This is a genomic window from Dactylosporangium sp. CS-033363 (assembly GCF_050942475.1).
Taxonomy (GTDB): Bacteria; Actinomycetota; Actinomycetes; order Mycobacteriales; family Micromonosporaceae; genus Dactylosporangium.
The window spans coordinates 224,667-241,915 of the sequence record NZ_CP192032.1 but is presented as its reverse complement, the minus strand read 5'-3'; the positions used below and the strand labels follow the sequence as shown (position 1 = coordinate 241,915).

The following is a 17,249-nucleotide window of genomic DNA, read 5'->3' as shown; positions in this document are numbered from 1 at the left end:
GCCGAGGCGGCAGCACCTCACCCGAAAGCGGCCGCGACGGCAACGGCTCCACCGGCGGCAAGGGACGCGAGGGCAACGGCTCAGGCCGCTCCCCCGACCGGTACGCGGAAGGCTCCCCCGACCGAGGCGGCAACGTCCCACCCGGCCGGAACGTAGGCTGCGCATCCTGCTCAGACCGAGTCGCCTGCGGCTGCCGAGTAGGCAACGGCGGCCCCGAAGCCGCAGGAAGATCCGGCGGCGGCTGCCAAGCGGCGGGAATGACCGCCTCAGCGTGCTCGGTATAGATCTCGCCGAGCCCACGCCCCGGATCACGCCGCGGCCAGTACCGCGGATCCCGCCCCTCATCCCCAGCACCCGGCCGCGACGGAAGCCCCGACTCCCCACCCGACCGCGAGGGCAGCCCCGACTCACCGCCAGGCCGCGAGGGCAGCCCCGACTCACCACCGGGCCGCGAGGGCAGCCCCGACTCACCACCAGGGCGCGACGGCAGACCCGACCCACCAGCCGGCCGCGACGGAAGACCAGCGTCACCGCCCCGCGAGGGGAGTCCCTCACCCGGGCGCGTGGGCAGACTCGAATCGCCGCCTGAGCGCGACGGCAGACCCGACTCACCACCCCACGGCGACGGTCCCTCGCCCGGGCGCGGTGGCAGACCCGAATCACCGCCCCGCGAGGGAAGACCCGACTCACCACCCGGGCGCGAAGGGAGGCCCGACTCGCCCCACGAGGACGTTCCCTCGCCCGGGCGCTGCGGCAGACCCGACCCACCCGCCGGACGCGACGGCAACCCGGAGTCACCAGCAGGCCGCGACGGAAGACCGGATTCGCCACCCGGACGCGACAGCCCGGACTCCCCACCGGGACGAGACGGAAGACCAGCGTCACTCAACCGCGAAGGGCGCGACGGCAGCCCGGAGTCAGCCCCCGGCCAAGGCGGCAGCCCCTCACCCGGCCGCGGCGCAAGACCCTCAGCCGGCCGCGGTGCAAACCCTTCAACTGGCCGCGGCGGGAAACCCTCGACCGGCCGCGGACCACCATCGCCCGGCCGCGACGGGAAATCACCCGATCGTGGCGGCAAATCCCCAGGCCGCGGCGGCAAGTCCCCCGGACGCGGAGGCAGATCCCCGGGCCGCGACGACAGATCCCCGGGCCGCGAGGGCAAATCACCAGACCGCGAGGGCATGTCACCGGGCCGCGAGGAAAGGTCCCCCGGGCGAGAGGGCAGATCGCCAGGCCGCGGCGGCAGATCCCCAGGGCGCGAGGACAGGTCCCCGGGCCGCGACGACAGGTCACCAGGCCGCGGCGGCATGTCACCGGGGCGCGAAGGCATATCGCCAGGCCGCGACGACAGGCCCGGGTCGATCGGTCGGTTCGGCAGCACGCTGGACGGCCGCGACGGCAGCCCGGCCGACGGCGGCGTCCCGTTCGGCTGCCGCCCCCGGTCGATGCCCGAGAACAGCTCCCGCTCCCCAGGCACGTCCATTGGCTTGCGGTCGGCATCGTCAAAGAGCCCCCGCGGCGCCGCGCCGGGGAACGACGCCCGCCCCCGCGCAGCCCCAGCCCCCGAGGTCGGCGCAGGCGAGGTCGGCCCGTTCTCCACGGGCGGAACAGGCCGCCCCTCAGCCGGCGGCGGCACAACAGGCGGCACAACAGGCCGAGCCGGAGCGGCCGCCGGCGGCGTGAAAGGCCGTCCCGCCGAGCGCTCGAAGTTGATGGGCCGGTCCGCCCGAGTCGGCAGGAAGGCACCCGGCGGCGCAACATCCGGCGGCGGTACCTCACGACGAGGCGGAACCGTCGACGCCGGCGGCGCTGACGCCTGGTCGGCCGCCTTCATGCGCTGCCGCTCGATGGGCGTCGGGGCGGGCTGGTTCGGCACACCGCGCTGCGGCACCTGGGCGGTCGCCCGGGTACGCGACGACGCCTGCTCGATGCGCGCCCGCGCCCCCAGGGTGCGCCCGGGCAGGCGGACGTCACCGCGGCTGATCTGGGTGACGAACCAGGACGGGAGGTACCCCTCGATGGGCAGTCCCGGGTTGACGGCGAGCCACCACTCGACGTTGGGCCAGATCCCGGCCAGGTCGCGGAAGGGCACCCGCCGATGCGTGCCCGGGTGCCCCGCGAGGCACTCCTGCAGCGCGGACGGCGAAGTGAAGGCCAGCACATGTGTGCGGCCCTCGGTGGTCCACGTGCCCCACCCGCCGTCGCTGCCGGACGAGCTGTCGGGCGCGATCGGCAGCAGGACGTCTGCGCGCGCCAGGATGCGGAAGTACTGCTCCTGGTCGTTTGCGCGCAGCGCGTCACGCATGGCGACCTCGGCCTCGGTGGCCGGCTCCCACTCGCTCAACGGCCACCCCCTCTTCGGGCTCGGAAACCGCCGCGTCGCCGAAACCTAACCTATATGGCCACGGCAATTCGAGGGGTGCGACGCGGGCAAGCGCTCCGGCCAGCATAGCGATCGAAGCGGGGCGGCTCACAGGCCTGTCTCATTCGCGGCACCCATACGGGCCGTTCGACGTCGCAACCGGTCGAGACAGACGACAGCACCACGCTCGCGGGGCAGCCCCATCGATGCCTGGCGCCTACCATGACCCCATGCCGCGCCGGTACGCGATGTCCGCTATGGCGCTTTTGTCGACACTCGCGGCAATCCTCAATTTCAGCCCGATAGCTGATCTTTCCCCACCGGTAACCTCGAACTCGGACACCGGGGGCGAATCACCCCAACCGCCGGCCACCGTGACACTGGCCACCCTCCGCGCGGCCGCGCAGGGGCCGCCCCTCCGTGCACCGGCCGCCTGTCAGAACCAACCCAAACAAGCCGCGTCGGTACCTTCCGTGCCCCCATGGCCGCAGCAACGGTACGACCAAACCCGACTCAACGCCCTGTCCGACGGTCGCGGCATCGTGGTCGCCGTGATCGACTCCGGCGTCGACGCCCGCAACCCGCAGCTCCAGGGCGCCGTCCAACCCGGCCCCGACCAACTGGACGGCGGCAATTCGACACTTGACTGCGTCGGGCACGGTACGGCGGTGGCGGGGATCATCGCTGCCCGGCCGTACCAGAACAGTCAATTCCGCGGCCTGGCTCCAGCCGCCACGATCCTCGCCCTGCGCGTGACCGAGCAGATCGAGGGCGACAACGGCACCCTGACCGGCCGCCGCGGCACCCCGGCGGGCCTGGCCACCGCGATCCGCGACGCCGTGGCGCGCCGCGCGAGGGTCATCAACCTCTCCCTGGTCTCGTACGCCGACGAGCCCCAGGTCCGCGCCGCCGTCAAGTTCGCCCAGGACAACGACGTCGTGCTCGTGGCCGCGGTCGGCAACGACGCCGAACAGGGCAACCGCACCCCCTACCCAGCGGCGTACGACGGCGTCATCGGCGTCGGCTCGATCGCCCCCGACGGCCGGCGCGTCCCGTCCTCGCAGCTCGGCCCGTACGTCGACCTGGTCGCCCCCGGCGCCCAGATTGTGACGACGGCAACACCGAGCGGCTGGACCACCGTGGACGGCACCAGCTTCGCCGCCCCCTTCGTCTCGGCCGCGGCCGCCCTGCTGCGCCAGTACCACCCCGAATTCACCGCCACCCAGGTAGCCGCCCAGCTCCGGGCCACAGCCGACGGCGGCCAGGCGGGCGACGGCTACGGCGCGGGGGTCCTGAACCCGTACCGAGCCCTGACCGAGCGGACGGGCGCCTCCCCAAACCCGCAGTCCCGCAACCTGGCCCAGCCGGCCAAGAACCCGAACACCAGTTCCCAGGCAGCCGCCACGCACACGGCTCTGACCTGGGCCTTGACCGGCCTGGCCGCTGTCGTACTGATGTCGTTCCTGGCCGTGATCATTCCCAAAGGCCGCCGCCGCAACTGGCGCCCGGGGTTGCGAGACCTACCGCCCGCACCCGAGCCCCCGCCGGACCGCTCGCTGCCCGCATTCGGCCCGCGACCCTGACGCGACCCGACCGCTGGGCGAGCCGTCATCCATGGCACGGGCGCCCGACTCCGCCAGCTCGCATCCACGGCACAGGCGCCCGACTCCGCCAGCTCGCATCCACGGCACAGGCGCCCGACTCCGCCAGCTCGCATCCACGGCACAGGCGCCCGACTCCGCCAGCTCGCATCCACGGCACAGGCGCTGAACCGCGCCGGCTCGCATTCATGGCACGGCGCCGGACTCCGGCGGCTCGATGCCCCGAGGCGTCGCCGGCCCGCAGATCTGCCGAACCAAATGCCGGCCACGAATTCCGCAAACGGCAGCGCGGCGCCCCTCCTCCGTCGAAATCACCGAGCGGAGCAAGAACGCCGTGCAAATCCGAGCCCCCGAATCAGCCCCCGCCCGGGAACAGGTGCGTGTTCCGCGCCTCGGTCTCCTGGTACCGCTGCATCGACTCGTCCACCCCGAGCTTGATGTCGCGCAGCATCTGAGCCAGATCGGCCCCCGCGCGCTCCCAGTTCGCCTGGCGCAGGGAGTACGCGTCCTTGGCGTCGCCCTGCCAATTCCCGGTCAGCCGCCGGCCGAGCTGAGACACCTCGTCGAGCCGGGAGTGCAACGTGTTGAGGGCCGACTGAATCGACTGACTCGCGTGCTGCAGCGCACCGAAATCAACCACCAGTGTGTACTCCATGAAAGCCCTCCTCACCCGCCGAGCGCGGACAGATCGGAGTGGCCCGCACGCCGCATCGTGCCCGCGACGTCGGCGTCGGCGGCGCCGTAGTTCCGGCCCGCCGTACGCAGGCCTTCCGATGTCTCCAGCAGGTTCCGATTCAGCACGTCCTGGTCGTTCTTGAACGTGAGCTTCACCGACTCGAACGTCCGCCCGCCGACGCCCTGCCAGCCGGCCCGCGTCACTTCCAGCTCCCGCATCAGCGTGTTGAGCATGCCCTGCAGTTCGCCATTGACCTGCTCGAACCGCTGTGCGGCCGAATTGAGCTCGGCCTGTTCAGCCTGCGTTGTCTGCGCCACCGGCGATCACCCCGTTTCCGTAGTGGACATCAACTGATTCGAATGCTTTTCGCACGACCCCGGGATCTCACCGACCGTATCGGCATCCCGCGATCGGTCACCAGAGCCAATCCCGCGCTGTGGATAACTTCCGGCATTTCGCCCACCACTCCGGACAGCCCGGCCTGCCGTAGATTCAGCGCGAATCGATCTAAGATGACCGGCATGGCGGAGGGCCGGTCGTTCATCAAGTGGGCCGGCGGCAAGACGCGTTACGCGACCCAGCTCGTGGCGGCCGCCCCGGAGTTCACCGGCCGGTACTGGGAACCCTTCATGGGCAGCGCCGCCGTCTTCTTCGAACTGCGCCCAGCCAAGGCCGTGCTGTCGGACGCCAACCCCGAACTGGTCGCGTGTTTCCAGGCCGTCGCCACCGACCCGGAGTCCGTGATGGCCGGCCTGGACGCCATGGCCAACACGCCGGAGCACTTCGACCGAGTCCGCCGCCAGGACCCCGCGGCGCTGGCCCCGGTCGAGCGAGCCGCGAGGGTCATCTACCTGAACAAAACCGCGTTCCGAGGCCTGTGGCGCGTCAACCGCCGCGGCGGATTCAACGCTCCCTATGGCGCCTACGACCGCCCGTACTATCGCCGCGAGACCCTCCTGGAGGCCTCCCAGGCGCTGGCGGACGCCGACATACGCCTGTGCGACTTCGCCGACGCCCTACGCGAGTCAGCCGCGGGCGACTGGGTCTTCCTGGACCCTCCCTATCTCCCAGAGGGCGGGTTCGCCGACTTCAAGCGCTACACACCGGGCCAGTTCCGCGACGCCGACCACGAACGCCTGGCGGCCGAGATGCACGACGCCTCCCGCCGCGGCGTGCTGCTGACCATGACGAACAGCGACACCGACGCGACGCGCCAGATCTACTCCGGCTTCCGCACCACCCGCATGGCAACCCGCCGCGACATCAACCTCCGCGCCGCCGAACGAGCCAGCTTCGACCTGGTGCTGACGAACTACTAGGCCCTCGACCAGGGACCATCGCCCCGACCGCAGACACGGCGACGCAGCAACAGCCCGGCTGACCGCGCTCGATCCGCCGACGACGCGACGGCCCGACGTGGCGACCCGGCAGCGACGCGACGGCCCGACGTGGCGACCCGACGTGACGGCCCGACGCGACGGTCCGACGCGACGGTCCGACGTGGCGACCCGGCAGCGACGCGACCGAAGCGGCCGGCAGCGTCGAAACGGGCGAGAGCGGCAACTACGGGCAACTAGGCGAACGACACGACGGACTAGCCGACAACCGCGCCGGCCGCACTCGGGTCGAGGGCTGGTCCCGCGGGCAGGAGCGCGACCATTTCGCTCGGCACGGAGGTGGGCTGCTCCCCGCCGTACCCGAGTGCGCCCAACGAATCGGGCACCGGCACAGTGTGGCGCTTGCCGAGATCGGTCACCAGGGTGACTACACCTGTATCTGTTCGGATCAGTGCTCCGGTCCCGGGCGGCACCACCACGCGGTCCGCCAGCACCGCGCCCTCCTTCGTCGCCGTGGTGGTCTTCAGGGCGTGCGTGAGGTCGGGGAGCTGGGGGTCGATCGTGAGAGCTTCGGCGGTACACACGACATGGGGAACGGCCTCGATCAACTCCGGCGGCGTGGAGGGCAGCGCACCGTCGCCGCCGGGGTCGGGTGCGAACGGCTTGACCGACCGGCCCTGCACGCGCGCGGCGAACTCGGCCGGGGTGAGGGGCAGGAACGTGCCGCCCGGCTGCAGGCTCTGCGTCTCCGGCGCCGCGAGCAGCAGTTCCGCCTGCAACGTCGTGAGGGAGGCGAGGCCCTCCGCCGTGACGATGAAGGCTTCGGCGCGCTGGCCGGAGCTCACACGGTACAACTGACCGATTTTGCCGTTTTGCACTTGTCTCCCGCGGTCCGGGACCGGCGGCGTGACCAGGTCGGTGCCGCTCGGGATCGCGTGCAGCAGCGCCTGCGCGACCTCGACCAGCGGCCGCGCCGACCACACGAGGGCGGGCAGGGCCGCGCCGGGCTGGCGGATGAGGTGCTTGAACCCGCGCCAGACCAGATATGTCTGTCGATCCGGGCCGACGACCAGCATCCCTTTCTCTTCTGCTTTTGTACCGCCTGAGGGGCCCCTCCCCACCAGCAGCACCGACCCCTCCGGTGTGGAGCACACCGTCCACGCCCCCTTGAGCAGCGCGGATGCGGGCGGCAGGGACGTCGGCGCGCCCGGAATGCCGAAAGTCTCGCCTCGCGGCGCATCGGACAACGCGGCACGCCCGACAACGACCGTCGGCGCGCCGGCCGAGTTGAGAATGAGCAGCGCAGACGCTTGATTCAGAACGGGGTGGAGAACCTCGTCGCGATAGACGAATAATGCGCCTGATTCTTGCTCCACAATGATCGCCCGGTCGTTGCGCCATTTGCCAGAACTCCCAGGGCGCAACATCGACAACGCCGCCGCGCCGCCGACCCCGAGTGCGGCCAGCATGACGCCGACCAGGGTGGCCCCGGCGACCCGGCGAAATGGCGGCTGAGCAGGGTCGGTCTCCCGCAGTACGACCGCGGAGACGACCCGTTGAACCATGAACTGGTACGACTGCAGCTGATCCTGCCGCGACGCCATCGGCCCCCCAAAATTGTCGTACCGGCGCCATACGATAAGCCCGTCAAATCAATCGGCGGGGGGCGATATGTCGGCGGCAACGCGAATAGTGCTGGCTCAGGGGGCGATCGCGATTGTGATCGCGGCGTGGGCGCTCGGGCGGGCGTGGGCCTACGCAGCGGTACCGCTTGCGCTGCTCCTGCTCGCCCTGGCCCTGGCGCGACGGCGACGCCCGCGGGTCCGGCGCCGCGCCCTGGCCCTCGGCGCCGGCGGGGCCGACCTGTTCGCGCTGGTGAGGCCGGGCGGCGCGATCTCGACGCTCGACCTCGACGGAGCCGAGATGGGAGTACTGGAGGACACCGACGGCTTGGCGGCCGTCGTGCGCGTCGGCGACCTGTCGGGCCTGCTCAGCACCCCGTTACCCCCGGTGCCGCCGCTGGACGCCCTGCTGCCGGCGCCGGCGCGGGACGTGCCGGAGGTCCGCGTCCAACTGCTGGTCAGCGTGGTCACGGCTCCACCGCCGACATCGACCGCGTCCGCGACGTCATACCGGCAGCTCACGGACGGCCGCGTGCTCGCGCACCAGGATGTCCTCCTGGCCGTGCGAGTCCGCCGGGCGGGCGGCTACCGACGGGCTGATCTGGAGCAGTCCCTCCAGTCGGCGGTACGGCGAGCGGTGCGCGTCCTCGCCAAGTCCCGCCTCCCGGCGCGGCCCCTGTCGGCGGAAGCGGCCGTGACAGCCCTCGCCGAGGTGGCGCAGCACGACCCGGCCTATCCGGTCGCCGAGAGCTCGACCGGCCTGAGGGTGGGTGGCCTGCACCAGGCGGTGTTCCGATTACGGCGATGGCCCGAGCAGGGGCCGCTGATGGGCCGGCTGCTGATGCTGCCGAACGCGCTGATGACGCTGTCGTTGATCGTCCAGCCGTACGGTCCGGAGGCGGCTCCGGCCGCGCGGGTGCCTGAGCAACGACGCGGCCGGGGGCGCCACGAGCTCGTGGGCGTCGCCTCATCCCCGGACGGTCACGGGTCGCCTGTGCATGGCGGTGCACGGAGCGCTTCAGGCGGTTTCGCGACCGGCCAGGGGTTGCCCGTGTACGGCGGCGAGCGGAGTGGTCCGGGCGGTTCTGCGGGCAACCAGGGGCCGTACGTACGCGGAGGTGATTCGAGGGGCTCGGACGGATTCGCAGCCGGCGAACGTCCGGCCGCGCGCGGTGACCGGAGCGGCTTCGCGGGCAGCGGAGCGGGATTTGACCAGGCACTTGGCGCTGCTGCGGGCGGCGGCGGGTCGGTGCGGGCCGAGCTGGTGGTGCGGCTCGCGACGCCCAGGCCGGACACGTTGACCCTGGCCGCGGCCGCGCTCGAACGGCTGGCCGAGAACATGGGCGGGGAGGTCGAACGGCTCGACGGGTACCAGCTCGAGGGGCTCGCCGCGACCCTGCCGCTCGGCGGAGGTGCGGCGAGAAACGACGCGGCGCTGGCGGGCCTCGTGGCCGGCCGCGATGGGCTCGCGCTCGCCGGTGGGCAGCCGGCGATCGTGACCAGCGAACGGTTGAAGCTCGCCGAACCGGTCATCGGCGGCGAGGGCGTCATGCTCGGCGTCGACCGCAACGGCCACCCGCTGGTCGTACGCCTGTTCCGCGGCGAGCCGACCCGGGCCATGCTGATCGGCCGGCGGCGGTGTGCCCAGCTGCTCATCCTGCGGGCGCTGGCGGCTGGGGCAACGGTGTTGGTGCAGTCGGGCCGGCCGTACGCGTGGGAGGCGTTTCAGCGGGCGCTCGGCAACTCGGAGGCCCTGACCGTCGTGGCGCCCGGCCGCCTCCCGGAGCCCCAACCGGCCATGGCCACGCGCCCGCAGCTGCTGGTCGTGGACATCGGCCCGGTGCCGGCAGGGTCGATGCCGGTTCCGGGCAGCGCCTGGCGGACGGTGCTGTTCCTGCGCGTCAAGCTGACCCCGGCCGACGTGGATCTCCTGACCCAGGTCGACCTGGCCCTGTTGCAGCCGATGACCCCCGGCGAGGCCTCGCTGGCCGGCGACGCGTTCGGCCTCGCCGACACCAGTATCGCCGGGCTGGCGATGATCAGCCCGGAGATGGTCTGCGTGGTCGCCAACCGCGAGGCCGTGCGCTGGGCCCACCTCAAGCCCACGCCGATCGAGGTCCAACTGACGGGAGGTCCCGGCCGCTGAACGACCGTGCCCGAATCCTGCGCCGCCTCGCGCCCGGCGCCTATGGAGCACGCCCCGACCCGAAGGCCAGCCGGCACGTGGAGCGGCGAAGGGTGGAGGCGGCTACCCGACGGTATGCAGATGGGCCGGTCGCGCTGGGTGGGGGTGGTCCGGCATGGGCTTGAGAAGGGGTGATAGCGGGGTGTTCCGGACTGGGCGCGACGTGGCACGATCACCGGCATGGGAATCCTCATCCGGCTCGCTGTGAGTGCGTTCACGGTCTGGCTGGCGACGCTGGTTATCTCCGGGATCACGGTTGAGGGCGACACCGGGCGGAAGGTGCTCACGCTCGTCGCGGTGGCGGTGATCTTCGGGGTTGTCAACGCGGTGTTGCGGCCGATCATCAAGACGATCGGGTGCTTCGCGTACCTCTTCACGCTCGGCCTCATCTCGCTCGTCGTGAACGGGGCGCTGCTGCTGCTCACCAGCAAGATTGCCGAGGCGCTCGACCTGCCGTTCCGGGTCGACAAGTTCTGGCCCACGGCCGTGCTCGGGGCGCTGTTCATCGGCGTGGTCAGCTGGCTGCTCAACTTCTTCGTCCCCGACGGCAAGGACCGCAAGCGCAAGCGGGACGACCGCGACTACGACTACGAGCAGCGCCAGCGGCAGCGGCAGGTCCAGCAGCAACAGCAGCAGTACCGCGGCGGGTACCAGCAGGGCTACGGCCAGGACTACGGCCGCGGCGAGCAGCAGGGGTACGGCCGCGAGCAGCAGGGGTACGGCCGCGGCCAGCAGGGCGGCGGCGGATACGGCCAGCCGGGCGGTGGTGGTGGCTACGGCCAGGACGACCAGGGGTACGGCAACGGCAACCAGGGCTACCGCGACTACCGCTGAGCTGCGAGCCCGCCGCCGAGTCAACCCCATGAAAAGCCGCAAAACGACCGTGACGAAGACCATTGCGTGAGGGGTGGACTTCCCGTCCGCCCCTTACTCATAAGGGCATACGGTGTAGTGCGTGGACCCGCTGCGCCGTGGATATCTTTCTGCTCTGACCGCCAACGTGCTGTGGGGGGTCTTTCCGCTGTACTTCCACGCGCTGCGGCCGGCCGGAGCGGTTGAGGTACTGGCGCATCGGGTTGTGTGGTCGCTGTTGACGATGGTGCTCGTGATCGCGGCGATCCGGCATTGGCGGCGGGTCGGCTCGCTGCTCAAGCAGACCAAGCGGATGGCCGGGCTCGCGGCCGCGGCGGTGCTCATCGCGGTCAACTGGGGCGTCTACATCTTCGCGGTGAACACGGATCGCGTTGTCGAGGCATCCCTCGGGTACTTCATCAATCCCCTCTTTGTGATCCTGCTCGGCGTGCTCGTGCTGCGCGAACGGCTCCGGCCCCTGCAGTGGAGCGCGCTCGGGATCGGTGCGGTCGCGGTGGTCGTGCTGAGCGTCGACTACGGGCGTCTGCCGTGGATCGCGCTCACGCTGGCCGCGTCGTTCGGGTGCTACGGGCTGGTCAAGAAGCGGCTCGGGCTCCCCGCGGCCGAGGGGCTGTTGCTGGAGTCGGGCGTGCTGACCCTGCCCGCCCTGGTGTACCTCTTCTGGATCACCAACCAGCACGAGTCGACCTTCGGCACCGTGTCGACCTGGCACTCGGTGATGCTGGCCGGCAGTGGGCTGCTGACCGCGGTACCGCTGCTGCTGTTCGCCGAGGCGGCCAACCGGGTGCCGCTGTCGGGGCTGGGGATCCTGCAATATCTGACGCCGACGCTGCAGCTGATCATCGGGGTGGCGATCTTCTCCGAGCCGCTCCCGCCCGCGCGGCTGGCCGGGTTCGTGATCGTGTGGCTCGCGCTCGCGCTGTTCACCTGGGATGCGTTCCGAGTGGCCCGGCGCAACCGCGCGGCGCGCAACACCGCGGCCGCGCCGCACGACGAGACCGCCGCCGCGCCGGCCTGAGCCAAAACGCCGCATGGCCACACGGCCACACGGCACAAAGCACGAGAACCGAGCGAGACCGCGCGAGCACCAGAAAAGCCGAAAAGCGGCCGCTTCCGAAAGGGGAAGCGGCCGCCGTGGAGCAGTGTGTGAGTAGAGCGAAGAAGATCAGGTGCGAAGCGAAAGCAGCGGCGTCCCGTCGCCCTTGCGGATCTCGATGTGGTCGATGTCGGACTGCTTGAGGTCGCTGTGCGCCGACAGCTCCATCTCGTCCCCCGGCCGAGCCGTCCAAGTGTTGACCTCCTGCGCCTGTCCCGACTTCGGAACCACGACCAGGGTGTACGTCCACTTCGAGTACTCGGACCCCTCGCTCGCCTTGTAGGCGCACTTCATCCGTACCTCGGTCCCCCCGGAGTCCGGCGACACGGCCAGCGACGCGGTGATCGGCACCGTCGAGGCCACCTCGCGCATCGACTCCCAGTCCGGCTGCCCGACCCCGGCCGCCCGTACGCCCAGCACGGCCAGGACGCCCAGGCACGCCGCCACGAGCGCGGTGCCCACGGTCTGCCAGCGCCGATGGCGACGGGCCGTGCGGCGAGCGCTCTGCGCCCGATCCAGCACGCGCGGCAGCAGCGGGTCGACGGCGCTGCCGTTCATGCCGGGAGCGGTGGGCCCGGCCCAGCGCTTGTCGGCCGGGCCAAAAGCCGGAGCCGAAGCCGAAGCGGAGGTCGGAGCGGAGGTCGGAGCGGAGGTCGGAGCGGAGGTCGGAGCCACAGTCGGACCAGCCCAGCGCGGGCCCGCGGCCCCAGACGAAGGAGGCCCGGAAGGAGAAGCGGCCTCGGAAGGAGGCGCGTCCAAGGAGTCGTCCGACGCCAGGGCGATCTGTGCGGCGATCTCCGGATCGAGCCGGCCCAGAAGCCCCGGCAGGTCGGAGAACTCCGCCACCTCCGCACGGCACTGCGCACAGTCGGCGAGATGCCGCTCGTATGCCTCGCGCTCGGGCGGCGACAACGCCCCCAGCACGTAGACGGCCGAGTCATGGAGGTGCTCACACCTCATTGCGTCACCCCCAACTCCTCTAGGACGACCTTCAGTGACCGCAGTGCGTAGTATGTACGCGACTTGACCGTGCCGGCAGGCACGCCGAGCCGTTGAGCCGCCTCCGCGACGGAGCGACCCTGATAGAAACACTCCACCAGCACCTCGCGGTGCGGGCGGGAGAGCCGGGTCAGCGCCTCCGCGATCACCCAAGACTCCACGGCTCGCTCCGTTTCGTCGACCACTACCGGGGTCTCCGGCATCTGGTCGGTGTACACCTCACCCACCCGCGCCGACCGTCTTCGCCACGCGTCGATGGCGAGATTGCGTGCGGTGGTGAAGAGCCAGGCGCGGACCGAGCCACGGGCCGGGTCGAGCGCCTCCGGGTGTTGCCAGGCCCGCAGCAGGGTTTCCTGTACGAGGTCCTCGGCCCGTTGGCGGTCGCCGCCGGTCAGTCGCAAGGTGTGCGCGAACAGCGCGTCGCCGTGCTCCGCGTGGAGTGCCTTCAGCAGGTCAGCATCGTCTCTACTCACGCTTCGATATGTTTCCGATCCCTTCCACCAGCTTCTACGCACTAATACGCACAGAGGTTCAGGTGGAAAGCAGTTGTCACAGAGGCGACAGTCGCGAAATCGGGCATATACGAAAAATCCGATAAGTCGTGGCGCGCCAGCGCCCGACTTATCGGACAAAACGCCCAGCCAAGAAGCCGAGGCAAGAAGCCGAGCTACTCGGCGAGAACGGTGGCCAAGTGGTGGGCCGTGGCCAGAAGACGAGTACGAACCACCTTGGCCGACGACATCAGCTCCGCCGGCGGCAGCGCACAGGCCAGCACGACCCGCCGATCCTGATCCCGATCGTTGACCACCATCACGGCGGCACAGGCCAGCCCCTGCCGGAACTGCCCGATCTCGATCTGCATCCCGCGCCGCTCCCCCGCGGCGAGGTCGGAGTCCAGCGCCTCCGGCGAGGTCAGCGTCGCCGAGGTGTAGGCCTTCATCCCGTACTCCTTGAGGAACCGCCACCGCTGGTCCGCGCTCATCGTGGCGAGCAGCGCCTTGCCCAGCGCCGTAGCGTGCGCGGCCTCGTCGTAGCCCGGCACGAGATCGTCCATCGGCGGCGTGCGCGGCCCCTCGGCCATCGCCGTCACCGCCACCCGCCCGCCGACGAAGCGGCCGAGGTAGTGGGAGTACCCGGTCTCGGCGGCCGCGCGGCGCAGCCGGTCGATGACGGCGCCCGGGCCCCGGAAGGCCAGGACGAGCTCCCGGTAGCGGTCGGCGATCTCCAGGCCGACGACGTAGGTGCCGTTCTCCCTGCGGATCACGTACCCCTCGTAGGCCAGCGTTCGCACCAGGTGGTACGTCGTGGCGACGGTGAAGTCACATCGGCGCGCGATCTGCTTCACGGTCAGACCGCGTGGCGACTGACCGACCGCCTCCAACACTCGTAGGGCCCTCGAAACGCTTCGGATGAGATCCGAGGGTTCGGCTTGTGGATCCCGCACCGCCGCCCTCCCCAGCCGCAGCAGTAACTGGAGTCACACCATATGAAATCGGAGAGGGTGGAGGGAACAATCTGATCATCTATGGCGTGAGGTCAGGGGAAATTCGGGGGCTGCACATAGAGATGAATGCACCATTTTGGACATGGTGATCGTGACACGCCTACCGCGACACGCCGACACACCTCAGTAATGGCCCTACCATTGGTCCGAGAGCCTGAGTAAGTAAGTGGTCCATTAGTGAGTACTTAGCGTCAAACTGCGCACACGCCACTTCGGGGCGTCATCATGCGATCGCGACACGTCGTCGGCCCGGGTACTGCGACACCTGGCTTTGAGCAACGTGCACTCTGCGAACAAGAACCCGAAAGGGGCAGCACGAAACCAGGCGTCAGCCCATCGACCAGCGCCAAAGGCAGAAGAGCGTCAGTTGGTGCGGTCCGCGATGAAGTCGCACAGCGACTCGAGGGCCCGGCGCGCCGGCACGTCCGGCAGCACCGCCAGGGCGTCCCGGGCGGCGTCGCAGTATCCCCGCACCGTCTCCCGGGCCTGCTTGAGCGCCGCCGAGTCGCGCAGCAGCCCGAGGGCCTCCGCGTGCAGGGCGTCGTCGGTCACCGGGCCGGCCGCCAGGATCTCCCGCAGCCGCACCGAGGCGGCGTCGTCGTCCGGGGAGGCCAGCGCGTACAGCACCGGCAGCGTCGGCACGCCCTCGCGCAGATCGGTGCCGGGCGTCTTGCCCGACTCCGTCGCGTCGCTGGCGATGTCGATCAGGTCGTCGGAGAGCTGGAAGGCGATGCCGAAGGTCTCGGCGAACCGGGCCAGCGCCTCGACCTGCTCCGGCGGGCAGCCGCCGAACATCGCGCCGAACCGGGCGCTGGTGGAGATCAGCGAGCCGGTCTTGTGCTCCAGGACCCGCAGGTAGTGGCGGATGGCGTCCTCGCCGTCCAGCGGGCCGGCCGTCTCGTCGATCTGGCCGTGCACCAGCCGCGAGAACGTGCTCGCCTGGATCTTCACGGCGTCGACACCCAGCTCGGCGGCCAGGTCGGCGGCGCGCGAGAAGAGGTAGTCGCCCACCAGGATGGCCAGGGCGTTGCCCCAGCGGGAATTGGCGCTGGGCGCGCCGCGGCGCACCTGGGCCTCGTCCATGACGTCGTCGTGGTACAGGGTGGCCAGGTGGGTCAGCTCGACCACCGCGCCGGCGATGACCACGTCGCGCGAAGTCGGGTCGCCGAACTGCGCCGCCAGGCCCACCAGCAGCGGGCGCACCCGCTTGCCACCCGCGTCGACCAGGTGCCGGGCCGCCTCGGTGACCATCGGGTTGGCGCTGTGCACGGAGTCGATCAGCACCGCCTCGACGTCCCGCAGGATCGCCGACACGTTGCGCTCCAGCTCCGGATCGGCAATTGTCAAGCCGACCGCGGCACTCGACTGCACGGTTCCCGTACTCACCACAGCTCCAACGATGCCATACGAACTTCCGACGCCCGATACAGGGACGTCCCCACGTGGCAGGCCACGGGGGACGTCACCGTCGAGTTTGACTAGGTACAGGCTAGCCGAGGAACTTGCCCGCGCTCTGGGTGACCTCGAGCAGTGCCCCGGGCGCGACGCCCAGGACCAGCGTGGCGACGGTCCCGATGACCAGCGCCGCCGCCGTCATGGCGCCCGGGATGGACACGGCCGGAGTGGTCTCGCCCGGCTCGGACAGCCACATCATGACGACGACCCGCAGGTAAGGGAAGGCGAGGATGGCGGAGCTCACCACGCCGGCGATCACCAGCCAGGTCTGATGCCCGTCCACACCGGCCGCGAACACGCCCACCTTGGCGGTGAAACCGCTGGTCAGCGGCAGACCGGCGAAGGCCAGCAGGATGAAGGTGAACAGCGAGGCGTACAGCGGCGAGCGCTTCCCCAGCCCCGCCCAGCGCGACAGGTGGGTGGCCTCGCCGTCGGCGTCGCGCACCAGGGTGACGACACCGAACGCGGCGAGAACGGTGAAGCCGTACGCCACGAGGTAGAACAGCGAGCTCGAGAGGCCCTTCTCGTTGAGCGAGATGACGCCGATGAGCAGGTAGCCCGCGTTGGCGATCGACGAGTAGGCCAGCAGGCGCTTGATGTCGGTCTGGGTGACCGCCAGGATCGCGCCGATGATCATCGTCAGCACCGCGATCGTGCCGAGCACCGGCTGGATCGTCCACTCGGTCCGGTGGAAGCCCACGTAGACCAGGCGGAGCAGCCCGCCGAACGCGGCGACCTTGGTGCAGGCGGCCATGAGCGCGGTGATCGGGGTCGGCGCGCCCTGGTAGACGTCCGGCGTCCACACGTGGAACGGCACCGCCGCGGCCTTGAAGAGCAGGCCGATGGCGAGCATGGCCAGCCCGACGTACAGCAGGATGTCGTTCTTGCCGCCGGCCTGGATGGCCGCGTCGATCGCGTGGAAGTCGACCTGGCCCGCGTAGCCGTAGACCAGCGCGATGCCGAACAGGAAGAACGCCGAGGCGAACGAGCCGAGCAGGAAGTACTTCATCGCGGCCTCCTGCGACAGCAGCCGCCGGCGGCGGGCCAGCGCGCAGAGCAGGTACAGCGGCAGCGAGAAGACCTCGAGCGCGACGAACATGGTCAGCAGGTCGTTCGCGGTGGTGAACAGCAGCATGCCGCCCAGGGCGAACATGGCCAGCGGGAAGACCTCGGTCGCCCCGCCGGTGCGCTGCGCCTGCTCACGGTCCTTGTCGGTGTTCGCCGTGACCGCGGCCTGGGCCACGAACGCGCCGCCCGGCTCCAGCGTGCGCTCGCCGATCAGCAGCAGCGCGACGATGCCGAGCACGATGATCGCGCCCGAGAGGAACAGGCCGGGGCGGTCCACGGCGACCGAGGTGGCGGCCGTGATCACCGGCGTGTTGCCCTGCCGGATCACCATGACCAGCGCCGCGACCGAGCCGAGCAGCGCCAGGGTGAGCTGGACGCTGTGCCGCACCCGCTTGGGCACGAAGCCCTCGACGAGGACCCCGACGCAGGCGACGCCGAAGAGGATCAGCATCGGCGAGAGCGCCGCGTAAT

At 70.7% G+C, this 17,249-nt stretch carries 12 protein-coding genes and 3 pseudogenes; 5 read left to right on the top strand and 10 right to left on the bottom strand.

From position 1 onward, the window contains the following. Positions 1–2,026: 2,026 nt before the first annotated feature. Positions 2,027–2,305, bottom strand: a pseudogene (locus ACQPZ4_RS01160) (SseB family protein); the annotation flags it as partial. A gap of 608 nt (positions 2,306–2,913) precedes the next feature. Between ACQPZ4_RS01160 and ACQPZ4_RS01155 the strand changes: the two are divergent. Further along, the gene (locus tag ACQPZ4_RS01155) at positions 2,914–3,945 is read left to right on the top strand and encodes a S8 family serine peptidase (RefSeq protein WP_433054769.1); all 1,032 of its coding nucleotides are present in this window, start codon (positions 2,914–2,916) and stop codon (positions 3,943–3,945) included. A 373-nt stretch (positions 3,946–4,318) separates the two neighbouring features. Here ACQPZ4_RS01155 and ACQPZ4_RS01150 read toward each other — a convergent pair whose 3' ends face one another. Further along, positions 4,319–4,618: a WXG100 family type VII secretion target gene (locus tag ACQPZ4_RS01150; protein WP_433054766.1), complete on the bottom strand. Its 300-nt coding sequence runs from the start codon at positions 4,616–4,618 to the stop codon at positions 4,319–4,321. Positions 4,619–4,629: 11 nt separating this feature from the next. Beyond that, the gene (locus ACQPZ4_RS01145; protein ID WP_433054763.1) at positions 4,630–4,956 is read right to left on the bottom strand and encodes a WXG100 family type VII secretion target; all 327 of its coding nucleotides are present in this window, start codon (positions 4,954–4,956) and stop codon (positions 4,630–4,632) included. Between the two features lie 204 nt (positions 4,957–5,160). On the opposite strand from ACQPZ4_RS01145, the gene ACQPZ4_RS01140 reads away from it, so the two are divergent. Beyond that, complete coding sequence (locus tag ACQPZ4_RS01140) at positions 5,161–5,958, top strand: DNA adenine methylase (protein WP_433054760.1); 798 nt, start codon at positions 5,161–5,163, stop codon at positions 5,956–5,958. A gap of 275 nt (positions 5,959–6,233) precedes the next feature. Here the strand turns inward: ACQPZ4_RS01140 and eccB are convergent, their stop codons facing one another. Next, complete coding sequence (gene eccB, locus ACQPZ4_RS01135; RefSeq protein ID WP_433054757.1) at positions 6,234–7,580, bottom strand: type VII secretion protein EccB; 1,347 nt, start codon at positions 7,578–7,580, stop codon at positions 6,234–6,236. 115 nt (positions 7,581–7,695) lie between these two features. Here eccB and ACQPZ4_RS01130 point away from each other — a divergent pair, with 115 nt between their 5' ends. From ACQPZ4_RS01130 to rarD, 3 genes and pseudogenes are all read left to right on the top strand, one after another. Then, on the top strand, positions 7,696–9,744 hold the full coding sequence (locus ACQPZ4_RS01130; protein ID WP_433054754.1) for a hypothetical protein: 2,049 nt from the start codon (positions 7,696–7,698) through the stop codon (positions 9,742–9,744). Between the two features lie 219 nt (positions 9,745–9,963). Beyond that, positions 9,964–10,311 (top strand): annotated as a pseudogene (locus ACQPZ4_RS01125) (phage holin family protein); the annotation flags it as partial. Between the two features lie 427 nt (positions 10,312–10,738). After that, positions 10,739–11,674, top strand: a complete 936-nt coding sequence (gene rarD, locus ACQPZ4_RS01120) for an EamA family transporter RarD (RefSeq protein WP_433054751.1) — start codon at positions 10,739–10,741, stop codon at positions 11,672–11,674. A 147-nt stretch (positions 11,675–11,821) separates the two neighbouring features. Here rarD and ACQPZ4_RS01115 read toward each other — a convergent pair whose 3' ends face one another. From ACQPZ4_RS01115 to nuoN, 6 genes and pseudogenes are all read right to left on the bottom strand, one after another. Next, positions 11,822–12,310: a hypothetical protein gene (locus tag ACQPZ4_RS01115; RefSeq protein ID WP_433067156.1), complete on the bottom strand. Its 489-nt coding sequence runs from the start codon at positions 12,308–12,310 to the stop codon at positions 11,822–11,824. A gap of 303 nt (positions 12,311–12,613) precedes the next feature. Further along, positions 12,614–12,712: pseudogene (locus ACQPZ4_RS01110) on the bottom strand (zf-HC2 domain-containing protein); the annotation flags it as partial. Then, the gene (locus tag ACQPZ4_RS01105; RefSeq protein ID WP_433066126.1) at positions 12,709–13,203 is read right to left on the bottom strand and encodes a sigma-70 family RNA polymerase sigma factor; all 495 of its coding nucleotides are present in this window, start codon (positions 13,201–13,203) and stop codon (positions 12,709–12,711) included. The pseudogene ACQPZ4_RS01110 and the gene ACQPZ4_RS01105, both read right to left, overlap by 4 nt. 215 nt (positions 13,204–13,418) lie before the next feature. Then, positions 13,419–14,195 (bottom strand): IclR family transcriptional regulator, encoded by a 777-nt coding sequence (locus ACQPZ4_RS01100; protein WP_433054748.1) that lies wholly within the window; start codon positions 14,193–14,195, stop codon positions 13,419–13,421. A 423-nt stretch (positions 14,196–14,618) separates the two neighbouring features. After that, the gene (locus ACQPZ4_RS01095) at positions 14,619–15,641 is read right to left on the bottom strand and encodes a polyprenyl synthetase family protein (protein WP_433054745.1); all 1,023 of its coding nucleotides are present in this window, start codon (positions 15,639–15,641) and stop codon (positions 14,619–14,621) included. A gap of 103 nt (positions 15,642–15,744) precedes the next feature. After that, positions 15,745–17,229, bottom strand: a complete 1,485-nt coding sequence (gene nuoN / locus ACQPZ4_RS01090) for an NADH-quinone oxidoreductase subunit NuoN (protein ID WP_433066124.1) — start codon at positions 17,227–17,229, stop codon at positions 15,745–15,747. Positions 17,230–17,249 lie beyond the last annotated feature (20 nt).

What these genes read in the sequence shown, in the direction of transcription:
- ACQPZ4_RS01150 (WP_433054766.1), bottom strand. Translation starts at nt 4,618, where the DNA reads ATGGAGTACACACTGGTGGTTGATTTCGGTGCGCTGCAGCACGCGAGT.
- ACQPZ4_RS01140 (WP_433054760.1), top strand. Translation starts at nt 5,161, where the DNA reads ATGGCGGAGGGCCGGTCGTTCATCAAGTGGGCCGGCGGCAAGACGCGT.
- eccB (WP_433054757.1), bottom strand. Translation starts at nt 7,580, where the DNA reads ATGGCGTCGCGGCAGGATCAGCTGCAGTCGTACCAGTTCATGGTTCAA.
- ACQPZ4_RS01115 (WP_433067156.1), bottom strand. Translation starts at nt 12,310, where the DNA reads ATGAACGGCAGCGCCGTCGACCCGCTGCTGCCGCGCGTGCTGGATCGG.
- nuoN (WP_433066124.1), bottom strand. Translation starts at nt 17,229, where the DNA reads ATGCTGATCCTCTTCGGCGTCGCCTGCGTCGGGGTCCTCGTCGAGGGC.